The sequence below is a fragment of the Lentzea sp. DG1S-22 genome, assembly GCF_036321065.1.
GTDB classification, from domain to species: domain Bacteria; phylum Actinomycetota; class Actinomycetes; order Mycobacteriales; family Pseudonocardiaceae; genus Lentzea; species Lentzea jiangxiensis.
Genome location: NZ_CP143276.1, coordinates 7,667,900 through 7,684,914 on the forward strand (window position 1 = coordinate 7,667,900; position 17,015 = coordinate 7,684,914).

Genomic DNA, 17,015 nt, shown 5'->3' on the forward strand with positions numbered 1-17,015 from the left:
ACCGCGGCAGGCCGAGCCACATCGGCGTGTCGTCCTCGCGTGTCGCATCTGACCGCGAGGAGCAGTGGAGATGGCCTACCCCAGGGCCGGAGCGAACGAGGTCCCGGCGCAGCCGTCCTTTCCGAACCTCGAGCAGGACGTGCTCGGGTACTGGAAGGACGACGAGACCTTCCAGGCGAGCATCGACCGCAACCCGGCGGGTGAGCACGGCGAGAACGAGTTCGTCTTCTACGACGGCCCGCCGTTCGCGAACGGGCTGCCGCACTACGGCCACCTGCTGACCGGCTACGTCAAGGACGTCGTGCCGCGCTACCAGACGATGCGCGGCAAGCACGTCGAGCGCCGGTTCGGCTGGGACACGCACGGCATGCCGGCCGAGTACGAGGCCGAGAAGCAGCTCGGCATCACGCAGAAGCACGAGATCGACGAGCTCGGCATCGAGAAGTTCAACGAGGCGTGCCGCACGTCCGTGCTGCAGTACACGGACCAGTGGCGTGAGTACGTGACGCGCCAGGCCCGCTGGGTCGACTTCGACAACGACTACAAGACGCTCGACCTCGACTACATGGAAAGCGTCATGTGGGCGTTCAAGGCCTTGTGGGACAAGGGCTTGATCTACGAGGGCTTCCGGGTGCTCTGGTACTGCTGGCGTTGCCAGACGCCGCTGTCCAACACCGAGACCAAGATGGACGACGCCTACCGCGACCGGCAGGACCCCGCCGTCACGGTCGCGCTGCGCCTGGAGTCCGGTGAGAAGGCCCTGGTCTGGACAACCACGCCGTGGACGCTGCCGAGCAACCTCGCCGCCGCCGTGCACCCGGACGTCGACTACGTGACCGTGGTGGGCTCCGACGGCGACAGGTACCTGCTCGCCGAGGCCCGCGTCGCGGCGTACGCGCGTGAGCTGGGCGAGGAGCCCGAGGTCGTCGCGCGCCACAAGGGCTCGGACCTGGTCGGCAAGAAGTACCTGCCGCCGTTCGACTTCTTCGTGGGTCGCGAGAACGCGCACCAGGTCCTCACGGCCGACTACGTGACCACCGACGACGGCACGGGCATCGTCCACATCGCACCGGCGTTCGGTGAGGACGACAAGGTCGTGACGGACGCGGCGGGCATCGAGGTCGTCGTGCCGGTCGGGCCGGACGGCAAGTTCACCGCGGAAGTGGCGCCGTACCAGGGCGTCCACGTCTTCGAGGCGAACAAGCTGATCATCCGCGACCTCAAGGAAGCGGGCCTGCTGCTGCGCCACGAGACCTACGACCACCCGTACCCGCACTGCTGGCGGTGCAACAACCCGCTGATCCAGCGCGCGCTGTCGGCGTGGTTCGTCGCGGTCACGCAGTTCAAGGACCGGATGGTCGAGCTCAACCAGCAGATCAACTGGGTGCCCGGCCACATCAGGGACGGCCAGTTCGGCAAGTGGCTCGAGAACGCGCGCGACTGGAACATCTCGCGCAACCGGTACTGGGGCTCGCCGCTGCCCGTGTGGACCTCGGACAACCCCGAGTTCCCGCGCACGGACGTGTACGGGTCGCTGGACGAGCTGGAGCGCGACTTCGGCGTGCGCCCGGACAACCTGCACCGGCCCTACATCGACGAGCTGACGCGGCCGAACCCGGACGACCCGTCCGGCAAGTCGGTCATGCGCCGCATCCCGGACGTGCTCGACTGCTGGTTCGAGTCGGGCTCGATGTCGTTCGCGCAGGTGCACTACCCGTTCGAGAACGCGAAGTGGTTCGAGGAGCACTACCCCGGGAACTTCATCGTCGAGTACAACGGGCAGACGCGCGGCTGGTTCTACACGCTGCACGTGCTCGCGACGGCGTTGTTCGACCGGCCGGCGTTCCGCGACTGCGTGGCGCACGGCATCGTCCTCGGTGACGACGGCCAGAAGATGTCGAAGTCGCTCAAGAACTACCCGGACGTCAACGAGGTCTTCGACCGCGACGGCTCGGACGCCATGCGCTGGTTCCTCATGGCGTCGCCGATCCTGCGCGGCGGCGACCTGGTCGTGACCGAGCGCGGCATCCGCGACGCGGTGCGCCAGGCGGTGCTGCCGCTGTGGAACTCCTGGTACTTCCTGGCGCTGTACTCCAACGCCGCCGGGAAGGAGGGCACGTGGCGCGTCGACTCGAAGAACGTGCTCGACCGGTACGCGCTGGCGAAGACGCACGACCTGGTCCGCGACGTGCAGGCGGCGATGGACGGCTACGACATCTCCGGCGCGTGCCAGCTGGTGCGCGAGTACCTGGAGGTGCTGACGAACTGGTACGTGCGCCGGTCGCGGCAGCGGTTCTGGGACGGCGAGCAGGACGCGATCGACACCCTGCACACCGTGCTGGAGGTCGTCACGCGCGTGGCGGCGCCGTTGCTGCCGTACACGACCGAGGTCGTGTGGCGCGGGCTGACCGGTGGCCGTTCGGTGCACCTGACGGACTTCCCGTCGGTGTCGGACGTGCCGGCGGACGACGCCCTCGTGGCGGCGATGGACGAGGTGCGCGACGTCTGCTCGACGGCGTTGTCGCTGCGCAAGGCGAACAAGCTGCGCGTGCGGCTGCCGCTGGCGCGCCTGACGGTCGCCTCCCCGGTGGCGGCGTCGCTGGAGGACTTCGCCGAGATCGTGCGCGACGAGGTCAACGTCAAGGAGGTGTCGCTGTCCACGGACGTCGACGCCTACGGCCAGTTCCAGCTCGTCGTGAACGCGCGTGCCGCCGGTCCGCGCCTCGGGCCGAACGTGCAGAAGGTCATCAAGGCCGTCAAGGCCGGTGATTGGTCCGAAGTGGACGGTCGCGTGGTGGCCGCGGGCGTCGAGCTGTTCGAGGGCGAGTACGAACAGCGCCTGGTGGCAACGGATCCCGCTGCCACGGCCGCTCTGCCGGGCGGCGCCGGTGTCGTCGTGCTCGACACGGCGGTGACGCCGGAGCTCGAGGCCGAGGGCGTCGCACGTGACCTCGTGCGCGTGGTGCAGCAGGCCCGCAAGGACGCCCAGCTCGACGTGTCCGACCGGATCACGCTGACGCTGGACCTGCCGGACGCGGTGAAGGCCGCCGTGGAGCCGCACCTGCCGTTCGTGCAGTCGGAGACGCTGACGACCTCGGTGGTGTTCGGTGAGGGCACGTCCGAGGGCACGGTCGGCGACGGTGCCAAGGTGAAGGTCGCCGTCGCGAAGGCCTGACAGCAGTGGTGGGGGGCCGCTGTCTTCGGACGGCGGCCCTTCGTCGTTTTCGCGTCACGCGCGTTGTGGCTGACGCTTCGGGGCGAACAGGCGCCGCACCTGGCGCACGTACCAGGACCAGCGGGCCGGGGCCTTCGGTTCCCGGCCCGCCGCGCGTTCGCAGGCGTCGAACAGGTCCTCCAGGCACGCGTCGTGCAGCCATCTGATCGCCAGCACCCAGCGCAGCCGGTCCACGAGGGCGAACCGGCCGATCAGCTCGTGCCGCAGGACCGTGCCGGACGCCGAGAGCGTGTGACTGCCCGACATGTCGACGAACTCGAAGGTGATCGACTCGCCGGGCACGAACTCGGTGCAGCGGTAGCGGATCGGCCCGTGCCCGCCGTCGGCGCCGACCCCGAGCGGCCGGTCGAACTCCAGCTTGCCCCACGCCGGTGGCCAGAGCTCCTGGATGCGGTCGACGAACGGGCCCGCGGGCACGCCGAGGTCGCGGGTGTGGACGTTCCTGATCATGAGAGCCCCTTCCATACGCTGCCGTATGTTCCTGGACCGTACGGTAGCGTATGGGAGCGTGGCGCGGCGGAATCGTGACGACTGGACTGAGATAGCGCTGAGAGCGCTGGCCGAAGGCGGGCTCGGCGCCGTCGCGATCGAGCCGCTGGCGGCGCGGGCCGGCGCCACGAAGGGCAGCGTCTACCACCACTTCCCGAACCGCGAGGCGTTGCTGCGGGCGACCGTCGAGCGGTGGGAGCGGGAGCACACCGAGAAGGTCATCGAGCTCGTCGAGTCCGAGGGGACGCCGCAGGACAAGCTCAGGACGTTGTTCACCCTGGTGCTCGACACGACCCGCAAGGGCTCGGTCGAGATGGCGTTGCAGGCCGGGGCGGGCAACGAGGTGATCGCGCCCGTTCTCGAGCGGGTCACGAAGAAGCGGATCGGCTACGTCACGGAGCTCTTCGTGCGGCTCGGGTTCGACCGGGACCACGCGAGGAAGCGGGCGTTGATCGCGTTCAGCCTCTACCTCGGGCAGGCGCAGATGTGGGTGAGCCTGCCCGGCCTCGTCGAACCGGTGCTCGACGAGGCCGTGCAGGTGCTCACCGCCCGGTGATCAGGCAGGTGATCAGGAAGCGGTCGCCCACAGCGCGGAGGCGATCACGTCCGCGTTCCGGTCGAGCGCCGTGGTGCTGACGTTCGCCGTGGTGTCGCAGGAGCGGTGGTAGCAGCGGTCGTAGGCCTGGCCGGCCGTGCCGCCCCACTTCTGCGCCTGGGCCGCGGTCTTGATGCCCTCGGCGCCGGTGAAGGTGCCGCCGACCGGGATGCCCGCGCGGGCGAACGCCGCGTGGTCGGAGCGGCCGCCGACGCTGGTCAGCTCGGTCTGGACGTTGAGCGCCGTGAAGCCCGCCTGGAGCCGCTGCTGCAGCGCGAGCGAGCCGGAGGGCTGGCCGGAGGCGCTGTAGACGAAGTAGCCGGGGTTGGGCGAGCCGGTCATGTCGAAGTTCAGGTATGCCTTGATCTTCGACCGGTCGGTGGTGCTCAGCGAGTTCACGTAGAACGTCGACCCGCGCAGGCCGAGCTCCTCGGCGCCCCACCAGCCGAACCGCACGTGCTTGGTCGGCTGGAAGCCCGTCGCCCTCATCTGCAGGGCGACCTCGAGCAGGGACGCGGACCCCGTGCCGTTGTCGTTGATGCCGGGGCCCGACGTGACGCTGTCGAGGTGGCCGCCGAGCATGACCGTGTTGTTGGTGTCGCCGCCGGGGTAGTCCGCGATCAGGTTGTAGCCGGTGGCGCCGTTGTAGGTGAACGACTGGACGCGGGTGGTGAAGCCCGCCGCGTCGAGCTTGCCCTTCACCCAGTTGACCGAGGCCAGGTACCCCGGACGTCCGTGGGCGCGGTTGCCGCCGTTGGCGTTCGCGATGGACTGGAACTGGTTGAGGTGGGCTTGCACGTTCGCCACGTTGATGTCGGGCGCCGCCAGTGCCGACGGTGCGGCGGCTTGCGCCGTGGTTGCTCCGGCCATCGTCAAGGCGGCCGCCAGTGCGATCAGGATCCTCATGGTTCAACTCCGTGCAGGGTTGGGATTGAGCCACTGATCAACATGCTCCGTCGTGCATGACCCCGCTAGGGGCGAACGGCTGGAGTTGTTGACTCGTCTGATTCGTCGGAATCGATGGTGATCAACCAGAATGGTCCGGGTGGGTGACGTCACGGTCGTTCTGGGTGTCGGTGCCGTCGTGCTGCTGATCTCCGTGATCGCGGTGCGGGTGTCGACTCGCCTCGGCCTGCCCTCGCTGTTGCTGTACCTCGGCATCGGCGTGCTCCTCGGCGAGTCCGTCTTCGGCATCAGGTTCGACGACGCCGGCCTCACGCAGTCCCTCGGCATCGCCGCACTGGTGCTGATCCTGACCGAGGGCGGCATCACCACCCGCTGGAGCGCGGTGAAACCCTCGCTGTGGCTGGGGGTCGCACTGTCCACAGTGGCCGTTGTGGTGAGCGTCGCCGTCACCGGTACGGCACTGCACTTCCTGCTCGGCCTCGACTGGCGGATCGCGTTGCTCTGGGGAGCGGTGCTGTCGTCCACCGACGCCGCGGCCGTGTTCAGCGTCCTGCGGTCGTTGGGTGTCGGGGCGCGGCTCACGGGCGCGCTCGAACTGGAGTCCGGTCTCAACGACGCACCGGTCTACATCGCCGTCGTGCTGCTGGCGTCCTCGGACCGGATCTCGTGGACCGCGCCGCTGCTGGTGGTCTACGAACTGGGCGCGGGAGCGCTCATCGGCGTCCTGCTGGGCGTCCTGGGCGCCGCGGGCCTGAGACGCGCGGCGCTGCCCTCGACCGGTCTCTACCCGCTCGCCACCGTGGCCGTGTGCGTGATGGCCTACACGGCCGGCGACCTCGCGCACGCCTCCGGCTTCCTCGCCACCTACGTCGCCGCGCTGGTGCTCGGCAACGCCCGCCTGCCGCACCGCGCCGACACGCTCTCGTTCGCCGAAGGTCTCGGCTGGCTGGCCCAGATCGGGCTCTTCGTCCTGCTCGGCCTCTACGCCTCGCCGTCACGGCTGCTCGACGTGCTGTTCCCCGCGCTGGTCGCGGGCGTGGTGCTGACGTTCGTCGCCCGGCCGTTGTCGGTGGTGCTGGCCTCGCTGCCGTTCAAGGTGCCGTGGCGTGAGCAGGCGTTCCTCTCGTGGTCCGGCCTGCGCGGCGCGGTGCCGATCGTGTTCGCGCTGATCCCGCTGATCCAGGGGGTCGAGGGCGCGCGGCAGCTGGTCGACGTGGTGTTCCTGCTGGTCATCATCCTGACGATCGTGCAGGGCACGACGCTGCCGTTCCTCGCGCGCCGACTGGGGCTGGTGAAGACGGGGGAGGCGTTGGAGGTCCAGGTCGACTCCTCGCCGCTCGACGAGCTCGGCGCCGAGCTGCTGCAGGTGCACATCCAGCGCGGGTCGAAGCTGCACGGCGTCTACATGTCCGAGCTGAGGCTGCCCGGCGGCGCCACGGTGAGCCTCGTGGTGCGCGGCGGGAAGAGTTTCACGCCACAACCGACGACCCGGCTCCAGACCGAGGACCAGTTGCTCATCGTGACGACGGAGGAGGCGCGCGAAGCCGCTGAACGGCGCGTTCGAGCCGTCGACAGGGCCGGCCGCTACGCGCGCTGGAAGGGCGAGACCGGCGAATGATCGGTCTGCGAGCCTTCCCAGCATGTGAATCGGGTGTCGACGAGCGCGTCACCCTCCGCTAACGTCGTCGGCAGGTCATGAGAGCCAGCGTCAAGCCCAAGCTTGCTGGCCGGCAACCCTCCAACCGCGGTGGGGTGCCCTTGGTGAGGACCTGGTCCGGCGCGTGGGGCGCCGGTCAAGCGCGGGCCTTCGCGACACGGGGCCCCTGGCCTCGGAGGCAGCTCGATGACGCTCGCGATCACCCCTGGAACCACCACTTCCGTCCCGGCCGTCGTCGGTGCCGACCTGCGGGTTCCCCTGGTGACCGGAGAGCGCGTCACCTACGCCAACCTCGACCACGCGGCGTCGGCGCCCTGCCTGCAGGAGGTGCGCGACGCCGTCGACGAGCTGCTGCCCTGGTACGCCAGCGTGCACCGCGGTGCCGGGTTCGCCTCCCAGGTCTCGACCCGCGTCTACGAGCAGGCGCGCGACCGCGTCCGCAGGTTCGTCGGCGCGCACCCCTCCGACACCGTCGTCTTCACCCGCAACACCACCGACTCGCTGAACCTGTTGGCGCGCAGCGTTCCCCGCAACACCGCGGTCGTCCTGTTCGACAGCGAGCACCACGCGGCGCTGCTGCCGTGGCGCGGGCCGAACGTCCAGCGCGTTCCCGCTCCGTCTTCGTCCGGCGCCGCGGTGGTGGCGCTGGACCGGGCTCTCGCCGCCGCCCCGGTCGGCCCTCGGCTCGTGATCGTCACCGGGGCGTCCAACGTCACGGGGGAGCTGTGGCCGGTCGCCGAGTTCGCGAACCTCGCCCGCCGCCACGGCGCGCGCATCGCGCTCGACGCCGCGCAGCTCGCCCCGCACCGCCCGATCAACGCCCGTGAGCTGGGCGTCGACTACGTGGCCTTCTCCGGGCACAAGATCTACGCGCCGTTCGGCGCCGGCGTGCTGGTCGGCCGTGCCGACTGGTTGCAGCAGGCCCAGCCGTACCTCGTCGGCGGCGGCGCGACCTCGAAGGTCACCGACCACGGCGACCGCCTGGGCGTCGCGTGGTCCGCCGTGCCCGAGCGGCACGAGGCCGGCAGCCCGAACGTCGTCGGCGTGCACGCCCTCGCGGCGGCCTGCGAGATCCTGTCGCGGCACTGGGAGCAGACGGTCGCGCACGAGCAGGAGCTGCTGACGCGCCTGCGGGACGGCCTGCGCACGGTTCCCGGCTTCCGCGAGCTGTCGATCCTGACCGACGCCGACAAGGTCGGCGTCGTGAGCTTCACGATCAGCGGTTTCGACGCGGGCTTCCTCGCGGCGGCGCTCTCCGCCGAGTACGGCATCGGTGTCCGCGACGGCGCGTTCTGCGCGCACGTGATCGTGAGTCGCCTGGTGAAGAAGGCCGGATCGCACGAACAGCGTGCCGTGCGCGCGTCGATCGGCCTCGGCACGACGGCCGAGCACGTCGACCGCTTGGTGGCGGCGTTGCGCACGCTCGTCACCGAAGGTCCGAAGTGGACCTACACCCGGCGCGACGGCCGCTGGGTGCCCGAGGACGACGGCCGAACCCTGCCGCCGTTCCTCGCGTAGTCCCGGTAGTGGACAATGACCTGGTGAGTGACGAGTCCAAGGCCGCGGAGAAGGTCTCCGGGAAGGCCGCTGAACCGCCTGCCGAGGTGCAGGTCAGCGAGCCCGGGACGGCCGAGGCGACCGTGGTCGCGGCCGAGGAGCCCGCCGAGGCCGAGTCCCCCGCGGAGGCGGAGGACGACGAGGAGGGCTTCTCGATCACCGGCTCGCTGCCGGAGCCGAAGACCACGCTCCTCGCGGTGCTGGCCGGCGGCGTGCTGGCCCTGGACGTGCTCACCAAGGTCCTGTCCGTGGCGTTCCTCGAGGGTGCCGACCCGATCAAGGTCTTCGGGGGCGCGCTCTACCTGACGTTCGTCCGCAACCCCGGTGCCGCCTTCGGCCTCGCCGAGGGCTGGACGTGGATCCTGGCGCTGATCGCGCTGGGCGTCGTCGGGTTCATCCTCTGGATCTCGCGCAACCTCCGCTCGCAGGGCTGGGCCGTCGGCCTGGGCCTGGTGCTGGGCGGCGCCGTCGGCAACCTCGCCGACCGCCTGTTCCGCGAGCCGGGGCCGATGCGCGGCCACGTGGTGGACTTCCTGTCGCTTTTCGACCCGTTCGGCCGTGTGTGGCCGGTGTTCAACGTCGCCGACATGGCGATCGTCGGCGGTGGCGCCACGATCATCGTGCTGGCGCTCCTGCAGCACGACTACGACGGGACGGTTCACAAGGAGAAGAAGGTCGAGGACCCCGCTTGAGCGGATACCGAACGCTGCCGATTCCCGACGGTCTGGACGGCATGCGCGTGGACGCCGGCCTCGCGAAGCTCCTGGGCCTCTCGCGCACGGCCGTCGCTGCCATCGCCGACGCGGACGAGGTGCTGGTCAACGGCCGCGTCGTCGGCAAGTCCGACCGGCTGACGGCCGGGGCGATGCTCGAGATCACGCTGCCGGCGCCGCCGCAGCCGATCACCGTGCAGGCGATCCCCGTCGAGGGCCTGGAGATCATCCACGAGGACGACGACATCATCGTCGTCGACAAGCCCGTCGGTGTCGCCGTGCACCCGTCGCCGGGCTGGACCGGGCCGACCGTGGTGGGCGGGCTCGCCGCCGCGGGCCACCGCGTCGCCACGTCCGGTGCCGCCGAGCGCCAGGGCGTCGTGCACCGGCTCGACGTCGGCACGACCGGCGTCATGGTCGTCGCGAAGTCCGAGTCGGCCTACTCCGCGCTGAAGCACGCCTTCAAGGAGCGGACCGTCGACAAGGTCTACCACGCGATCGTGCAGGGCCACCCTGACCCGATCAAGGGCACCATCGACGCCCCGATCGACCGCCACCCGAAGCACGACTACAAGTTCGCCGTGATGAACTCCGGCAAGCCCTCCATCACGCACTACGAGGTGATCGAGGCGTTCCGCGCGGCGTCGTTCGTCGAGGTGCACCTGGAGACCGGGCGCACCCACCAGATCCGCGTGCACTTCTCGGCGCTGCACCACCCGTGCGTGGGCGACCTGACGTACGGCGCCGACCCGACGCTGGCCAAGCGCCTCGGGGTGTCGCGGCAGTGGCTGCACGCGCGCCAGCTCGGGTTCCACCACCCCGGCACCGGCGAGTGGGTCGCGTTCACCTCGGACTACCCGGACGACCTGGCCGCGGCGCTGGAGAAGCTGCGCGACGAGGGCTGATTGCGTCTGGGTAAATCACCGGTTGACGACGTTGCACTTGATGTCAATCGGTGTGCTCCATAGCGTTCTCGGCATGAACCTCATCGTTCTCGCAGCCTCCGGACGGACCGGTCTCGCGCTGGCCCGGCAGGCCCTCGGCCGCGGCCACACCGTCACGGCCGTCGCCCGCGACCCGCGGCGGATCGGCCTCGACCACGAGAACCTCCGCAAGGTGGCGGGCGACGTGACGGACCCCGCGAGCATCGCCGCGGTCGTCTTCCCGGACTCCGTCGTGGTGTCCGGGCTCGGCACCGACGTGCCCGGCGTGCTGCACGACGGCGCCCGGGCCGTGATCGCCGCCGGACCGCGCCGGATCGTCTGGCTCGGCGCCTACGGAACGGGTCCGTCCGCCGACGCGGCGGGTCCGGGTGCCGAGGTGCTGTGGAAGTTCTTCGGCGACCGCATCCCCGACAAGGTCGCGGCCGACAACGCCGTGCTCTCCGCCGGCGGCACCGTCTTCCACGCAGGGGTGCTGAGCGACGAACCGTCCGGTCCCGGCCGCACGGTCGGTCTCGACGCCGCGCCCCCGTTCGACCTGGGCGTCAAGATCAGTCGCGACACCGTGGCGGCGGCCATGCTCGACGAGGCCGAGCAGCCGCGGTTCGCCGGCTCGGTCGCGTTGCCGCTAGCGGCCTAGAACGTCCTGGACGGTCGTCCGCACCTGGTCGCGCAGCCAGGCGTGGGCGAGGTCGGAGTCGTAGCGCTGGTGCCAGTTGCAGTTGACCGGTGCCTCCGGCGACTCGGCCGGCAACGGGTGGGTGACCAGCCCGAACGCCTCGATCAGCGGGCGGCAGAGGATCGCCGTGGTGGTCACCAGCGCGTCGCTCGCGGCCGCGATCTGCAGGGCGGAGTGCACCGTGGCCACGGTCGCGATCACCCGCCGCCGCAGGCCCTGCGCGGCCAGCAGGTCGTCGATCGGGGCGGTGAGCCGTCCGCGCCGGGAGACCAGCACGTGCGGGTGCTCGGCGTAGGAGCGCAGGTCCAGGTCGGTGCACGGGTGGCCGGACCGCGCGACCACCTCGAGCGGGTCGGTGCCGAGCGTCTCCGAGCGGAACTCGGGGAGGTCGGGAGCACCACCGCCGAGCTCCAGGTCGACCCGGCCGTGCCGCAGGTCGTCGGTGTCGGCGGAGTGCTCGGCGAGCACCCGCAGCCGCACGCCGGGAGCCTGCTCCGCGATCCTGCCGACCAGTGCCGGCACCACCGACGAGGCCAGGGCGTCGTGGCACTGGACGGTGAACGTGCGGTCCAGTCCGGCCAGGTCCAGCTCACGGCTCGGCGCCAGCACGGCGTTGGCCTGCCGCACCAGCCGGTGCACCTCGTCGGCGATCGCCAGCGCGTACGGCGTCGGCGTCATCGTGTGCCCCGTCCGCACCAGGATGTCGTCGCCCGTCACCTTCCTGATCCGGCCGAGCGTGCGGCTGACCGCCGGCGACGACAGGTGCAGCCGTTGCGCCGCCCCCATCACGCTGCCCTCTTCGAGCAGGGCGTCCAGCACGGTCAGCAGGTTCAGATCCGCTTGCATGACGGACAATCTTGGAGGAAACCATGCTCGCCGCCACCACCGCCGCCGTCCGCACAGCCGGGGCGCGGATGTTCAAGCGCTACTCGACCGAGTCGCGCACGTCCTCCCTCGAGGAGCTCGTCGCGGCCGTCCGCGCCAACGACGCCGCCGTCGTCGACGTCCTGAAGCCCGCGCTCGCGGAGATCCGCCCGCAAGCCCGCTGGCTCGACGACGAGCACGGCTCGGGGGAGCTGGGGCCGGGCGAGTGGTGGCTCGTCGACCCGGTCGGCGGCAACATGAACGCGGTTCAGGGCATGACCGACTGGAACATCGGCGTCAGCCTGGTCCGCGACGGCCGCCCGGTGCTCGCGGTCCTGCACTTCCCGTTGTTCGACGAGACCTGCACGGCGGTGGAGGGGGAGGGCGCCTTCCTGAACGGCGTCCGGCTGCGGGTGTCGGAGAAGACGTCCCTGGACGGCGCGCTGGCCGGCACCGGGCAGGCGCAGCCGGGACAGGGACCGGAGATGGCCGACCGGGTGGGCGCGTCGTACGCGGCGATGGCGAAGAAGGCCCTCCACGTCCGGATCTCCGTGCCCGTCACGCACCAGCTCGCCCAGGTCGCCGCCGGACGGATGGACGTGCACTGGCAGTACGACAACGTGCGCGCGCACGCGTCCGGTGTGCTGCTCGTGCAGGAAGCGGGAGGTGTCGTCACTGATCTCGACGGCAAGCCGTGGACGCTGACCAGCGCCGGGTACCTGGCGGCGGCGCCGGGCGTGCACGCCGAGGCGCTGGAGGTCCTGGGTTAGTCGTCGACGGTCCAGACGAGGGTGTTCTGGTCGACCTCAGGGCGGACGCTCCAGCGGACCTGGATGATCTCGGTCGCGTCCGGCAGCACGAACACGCTGTGCCCGCCCGCGGTCTCGCCGGGCTGCACGCCGAGCTTGTGCGCCGGGCGGGAGGACAGCGAGACGGGGGCCTTCGTGACGGTCTCGCCGGTCTTGGTCACCAGCACGAGGTACATGTCCGGCAGGGAGGTGTACGGCACCTGCGAGGTGTTCGTCACCTCGGTGTGCACGACCACGGCCCGCTCCCCGTCGGCGAGCTTGTAGCCGGCCGCCGTGAAGAGGAAGTCGGCCGGGTCGACGACCTCGACCAGCTGGATCGACAGGCGGGCGCCCTCGAGGCTGTCCGCCTCCAGCGCCGTGCCGATCTTGCCGGTCCGCGAGAGGGGCTTGGGCTGCGGCTGGTCGGCGCGCACCCAGCCCGCCGACTGCGGCGGGCCCCAGGTCGACTGCGGCGGCTGCTGAGCCGGGAACGGCTGGCTCACCGGACCCTGCGGGCCGTACTGCTGGACCTGGTGGGGGCCGCTCTGGTGCACCGCGTAGGGCCCGGACGGCGGGCCGCCCATGTAGTTGCCGTAGGCGGCGGCGTTCGCGAGCGCCCGGCGGACGCCGTTCGGGTCGCACTCCACGCCCACGAGCAGGGGCAGGCCGCTGCCCGACAGGGTGATCAACCGCATGGCCGCCTCGCGCGGGTCCATGCCGAGGCGCTGGGCGATCTCGTGCACGGCGGCACGACCCGACTCGGCGAGAACGGCGAGAAGGCGAGCGTCTACGGGATCGGGGGCCACCACGAAAAGAACGCTACCCGCCGCCGCGGAGGCGTGTGCCACCGCGTACCTGATCGAGATCATGCGGGCGCCGTGGCCTTCGCCACGGCGTGTCGGCGGGGCGTTCGCGAATCGCGGAGGCCAATCCGAGGCTGCCGCGAGCGGTGCCTGTAGTGTTGGCGGGCGCCCGGACGTGTTCGTCCCTCATTCGCGCTAAAACGCTTGCTACACAAGGGGGTTGCCGGTGGCAGACTCGTTTGTGCACCTGCACGTGCACACCGAGTACTCGATGCTCGACGGCGCGGCCAAGGTGGCCCCGCTGTTCGAGGAGGCCGGGCGTCTCGGCATGACGGCGGTCGGCATGAGCGACCACGGCAACATGTACGGGTCCGACGAGTTCTACCAAACGGCGCAGAAGACCGGCATCAAGCCGATCATCGGCATCGAGGCCTACCTCGCACCGCACAACCGCCTGCACAAGAAGCCGGTCTTCTGGGGCGACCCGGGCCAGCGCGGCGACGACATCTCCGGTGCGGGTGCCTACACGCACATGACGATGTGGGCCCGCAACGCGGACGGCCTGCGGAACCTCTTCCGGCTGCACACCGAGGCGAGCAAGACGGGCTACTACTACAAGCCCCGCATGGACCGCGAGCTCGTCGCGCAGCACGCCGACGGCATCATCGCGACGACCGGCTGCCCGTCCGGCGAGGTGCAGACCCGGCTGCGGCTCGGCCACGTCGACGAGGCGCTCAAGGCCGCGGCGGACTACCAGGACATCTTCGGCAAGGAGAACTTCTTCCTGGAGCTGATGGACCACGGCCTCGACATCGAGCGCCGCGTCCGCGACGGCCTGCTGGAGATCAGCAAGAAGCTCGGCATCCCGCCGCTCGCCACCAACGACAGCCACTACGTCACCAAGGACCAGGCCGACACGCACTCCGCGTTGCTCTGCGTGCAGTCCGGCAAGATGCTGACCGACCCGAACCGGTTCAAGTTCGACGGCGACGGTTACTACCTGAAGTCGTCCGAGGAGATGCGGCAGATCTGGAAGGACCTGCCGGAGGCGTGCGACAACACGCTGCTCGTCGCGGAGATGGTCGAGTCCTACGACGACATCTGGAGCATCAAGGACCGGATCCCGAACTTCGAGGTCCCCGAGGGCGAGGACCAGGCGTCCTGGTTCCGCAAGGAGATCCGGCGCGGCCTCGAGTGGCGCTTCCGCGGCCAGGAGGTGCCGCAGGAGTACATCGAGCGCTGCGACTACGAGGCCAAGGTCATCATCGACAAGGGTTTCCCGGCGTACTTCCTCATCGTCGCCGACCTGATCAACTACGCCCGCAGCGTGGGCATCCGCGTCGGTCCCGGCCGTGGTTCCGCCGCGGGTGCCGCCGTGTCGTGGGCGCTCGGCATCACGAACATCGACCCGATCCCGCACGGTCTGCTGTTCGAGCGGTTCCTGAACCCCGAGCGCACCGCCATGCCCGACATCGACATCGACTTCGACGACCGCCGTCGAGGCGAGATGATCCGGTACGCGAGCGAGAAGTACGGCGCCGACAAGGTCGCCCAGGTCATCACCTTCGGCACCATCAAGACCAAGGCCGCGCTGAAGGACTCGGCGCGCGTGCACCACGGCCAGCCGGGCTTCGCGATCGCCGACAAGATCTCCAAGGCGCTGCCCCCGCCGATCATGGCGAAGGACATCCCGCTCAACGGCATCATCAACAAGAGCCACCCGCGCTACAACGAGGCGGCCGAGGTCCGCTCGCTGCTCGAGACCGACGCGCAGGTGAAGGAGATCTTCGACACCGCGCTCGGCCTGGAGGGCCTGATCCGCAACGCCGGTGTGCACGCGTGCGCGGTCATCATGTCGAAGGACCCGCTGTCCGACTCGATCCCGCTCTGGTACCGCGACGACGGCTCGTTCATCACCGGCTGGGACTACCCGTCGTGCGAGAACATCGGCCTGCTGAAGATGGACTTCCTCGGGCTGCGCAACCTGACGGTCATGGGCGACGCCATCGAGAACATCGAGATGAACCGGGGCAAGGACGCCGTCCCGGACTTCGACACGCTCCCGATGGACGACCCGGAGACGTACGCGCTGCTCGGCCGCGGCGACACGCTCGGCGTGTTCCAGCTGGACGGTGGCCCCATGCGCGACCTGCTGCGCCGCATGCAGCCGACGTCGTTCGAGGACATCGTCGCGGTCGGCGCGCTGTACCGCCCCGGTCCGATGGGTGTGAACGCGCACAACGACTACGCGGACCGCAAGAACGGCCGCCAGGAGGTCAAGCCGATCCACCCGCAGCTCGCCGAGCCCCTCAAGGAGATCCTCGGCGAGACGCACGGTCTGATCGTCTACCAAGAGCAGATCATGTTCATCGCCCAGGAGGTCGCCGGGTACTCCATGGGGCGCGCGGACGTGCTCCGCAAGGCGATGGGCAAGAAGAAGGCCGAGGTCCTCGCCAAGGAGTTCGAGGGCTTCCAGGCGGGTATGCGGGCCGACCCGCGCGGGTTCTCCGACGAGGCGATCCAGGCGCTGTGGGACACGATCCTCCCGTTCGCCGGCTACGCGTTCAACAAGTCGCACGCCGCCGCGTACGGCCTGATCTCCTACTGGACCGCGTACCTCAAGGCGAACTTCCGCGCCGAGTACATGGCCGCCCTGCTCACGTCGGTCGGTGACAACAAGGACAAGTCCGCGGTCTACCTCGCGGAGTGCCGTCGGCTGGGCATCAAGGTGCTCCCGCCGGACGTCAACGAGTCGGCGCTGCGGTTCAGCGCGGTCGGCACGGACATCCGCTTCGGCCTGGGCGCGATCCGCAACGTCGGCGCGAACGTCGTCGAGTCGATCATCAAGACCCGCAAGGAGAAGGGCGCCTACACGTCCTTCACGGACTTCATGGACAAGTCCGAGCTCGTCGCCTGCAACAAGCGCGTGATCGAGTCGCTGATCAAGGCGGGCGCGTTCGACTCGTTCGGCCACCCGCGCCTCGCGCTGATCCAGGTGCACGAGGACGCGGTCGACGCCGTCGTCCCGATCAAGCGCAAGGAGGCCGAGGGCCAGTTCGACCTGTTCGGCGGCGACAGCGCCGACGACCAGGACGACAGCACCTCGCCGCTCGCGCACCTCAAGTTCGGCACCGAGGAGTACCCGCGCAAGCAGATGCTGAGCCTCGAGAAGGAGATGCTCGGCCTGTACGTCTCCTCGCACCCGCTCGACGGCGCGGAGCGGATCCTGCGCAAGTTCGCACCGAGGCCGATCGCCGTCGTGCTCGACGACCCGCCCAAGGAAGGCGAGCTGATCGTCTCGGGCATGATCTCGTCGATCGAGCGCCGGGTGAACAAGAACGGCCTGCCGTGGGCGATCACGGTGATCGAGGACCTGGACGCCTCCATCGAGGTGCTGTTCTTCCCGAAGGCCTACGAGGTGCTGCGCGACGACCTGGAGCTCGACTCCGCGGTGTGCGTGAAGGGCCGGGTGAACTGGCGCGAGGACAAGATGGCGATCTTCGGCGACGGTGTCGTCCCGCTCGACATCAGCGACGCGGAGATGAACCCGGACGCGGAGCCGCCCCTCGTCCTCGGGCTGCAGACCAAGATGCTGACGCCGGAGCTGATCGAGGAACTGAAGATCACGCTCAAGTCCCACGCGGGCCAGGTCGCCGTGCACCTGGAGGTGCAGAAGCGCGACAAGTCGAAGGAGATGCTGGTGGTGGACAACTACCGCGTCAACACGACGCCTTCGCTCTTCGGCGACCTGAAGACGATCCGCGGGATCACCATCCAGCGGTAGTGGC

13 protein-coding genes and 1 riboswitch are annotated in these 17,015 nt (G+C 69.9%); of the genes, 9 read left to right on the forward strand and 4 right to left on the reverse strand.

Annotation, left to right across the window (positions count from 1 at the left end; all coding sequences use genetic code 11):
* Nucleotides 1–70: 70 nt before the first annotated feature.
* Nucleotides 71–3,175, forward strand: coding sequence for an isoleucine--tRNA ligase (ileS, locus tag V1227_RS36510; protein WP_329789698.1), 3,105 nt, complete (start codon nt 71–73; stop codon nt 3,173–3,175).
* A 54-nt stretch (nt 3,176–3,229) separates the two neighbouring features.
* Here ileS and V1227_RS36515 read toward each other — a convergent pair whose 3' ends face one another.
* A complete protein-coding gene (locus V1227_RS36515; protein ID WP_329789699.1) occupies nt 3,230–3,685 on the reverse strand; it encodes an SRPBCC family protein in 456 nt (151 codons plus the stop codon).
* A 58-nt stretch (nt 3,686–3,743) separates the two neighbouring features.
* Here V1227_RS36515 and V1227_RS36520 point away from each other — a divergent pair, with 58 nt between their 5' ends.
* Nucleotides 3,744–4,280: a TetR/AcrR family transcriptional regulator gene (locus V1227_RS36520; RefSeq protein ID WP_329789700.1), complete on the forward strand. Its 537-nt coding sequence runs from the start codon at nt 3,744–3,746 to the stop codon at nt 4,278–4,280.
* Between the two features lie 12 nt (nt 4,281–4,292).
* Here V1227_RS36520 and V1227_RS36525 read toward each other — a convergent pair whose 3' ends face one another.
* Complete coding sequence (locus tag V1227_RS36525) at nt 4,293–5,225, reverse strand: M28 family metallopeptidase (RefSeq protein WP_329789701.1); 933 nt, start codon at nt 5,223–5,225, stop codon at nt 4,293–4,295.
* 139 nt (nt 5,226–5,364) lie between these two features.
* Here V1227_RS36525 and V1227_RS36530 point away from each other — a divergent pair, with 139 nt between their 5' ends.
* The 5 genes from V1227_RS36530 to V1227_RS36550 all read left to right on the forward strand — a co-directional run bounded on the left by V1227_RS36530 (nt 5,365) and on the right by V1227_RS36550 (nt 10,733).
* Entirely contained in the window at nt 5,365–6,843 is a 1,479-nt protein-coding gene (locus tag V1227_RS36530; RefSeq protein ID WP_329789702.1) for a potassium/proton antiporter, read from the forward strand.
* 73 nt (nt 6,844–6,916) lie between these two features.
* Nucleotides 6,917–7,031, forward strand: a riboswitch (SAM riboswitch).
* A 37-nt stretch (nt 7,032–7,068) separates the two neighbouring features.
* A complete protein-coding gene (locus tag V1227_RS36535; RefSeq protein ID WP_329789703.1) occupies nt 7,069–8,400 on the forward strand; it encodes an aminotransferase class V-fold PLP-dependent enzyme in 1,332 nt (443 codons plus the stop codon).
* A 23-nt stretch (nt 8,401–8,423) separates the two neighbouring features.
* Entirely contained in the window at nt 8,424–9,131 is a 708-nt protein-coding gene (gene lspA, locus V1227_RS36540) for a signal peptidase II (RefSeq protein ID WP_329789704.1), read from the forward strand.
* Between the two features lie 41 nt (nt 9,132–9,172).
* Entirely contained in the window at nt 9,173–10,057 is an 885-nt protein-coding gene (locus tag V1227_RS36545) for an RluA family pseudouridine synthase (RefSeq protein WP_329794202.1), read from the forward strand.
* Between the two features lie 73 nt (nt 10,058–10,130).
* Nucleotides 10,131–10,733, forward strand: coding sequence for an NAD(P)-dependent oxidoreductase (locus tag V1227_RS36550; protein WP_329789705.1), 603 nt, complete (start codon nt 10,131–10,133; stop codon nt 10,731–10,733).
* Here the strand turns inward: V1227_RS36550 and V1227_RS36555 are convergent.
* Complete coding sequence (locus V1227_RS36555) at nt 10,722–11,618, reverse strand: LysR family transcriptional regulator (RefSeq protein WP_329789706.1); 897 nt, start codon at nt 11,616–11,618, stop codon at nt 10,722–10,724. The genes V1227_RS36550 and V1227_RS36555 overlap by 12 nt on opposite strands.
* 23 nt (nt 11,619–11,641) lie before the next feature.
* Between V1227_RS36555 and V1227_RS36560 the strand changes: the two genes are divergently transcribed.
* Nucleotides 11,642–12,406 carry an inositol monophosphatase family protein gene (locus tag V1227_RS36560; protein ID WP_329789707.1) on the forward strand — a complete coding sequence of 255 codons (765 nt, stop codon included), beginning with the start codon at nt 11,642–11,644 and terminating at the stop codon, nt 12,404–12,406.
* Here the strand turns inward: V1227_RS36560 and V1227_RS36565 are convergent.
* Complete coding sequence (locus V1227_RS36565; protein WP_442916410.1) at nt 12,403–13,293, reverse strand: AsnC family protein; 891 nt, start codon at nt 13,291–13,293, stop codon at nt 12,403–12,405. The genes V1227_RS36560 and V1227_RS36565 overlap by 4 nt on opposite strands.
* 205 nt (nt 13,294–13,498) lie before the next feature.
* Between V1227_RS36565 and dnaE the strand changes: the two genes are divergently transcribed.
* Complete coding sequence (gene dnaE / locus V1227_RS36570) at nt 13,499–17,011, forward strand: DNA polymerase III subunit alpha (RefSeq protein ID WP_442916562.1); 3,513 nt, start codon at nt 13,499–13,501, stop codon at nt 17,009–17,011.
* Nucleotides 17,012–17,015: the final 4 nt, after the last annotated feature.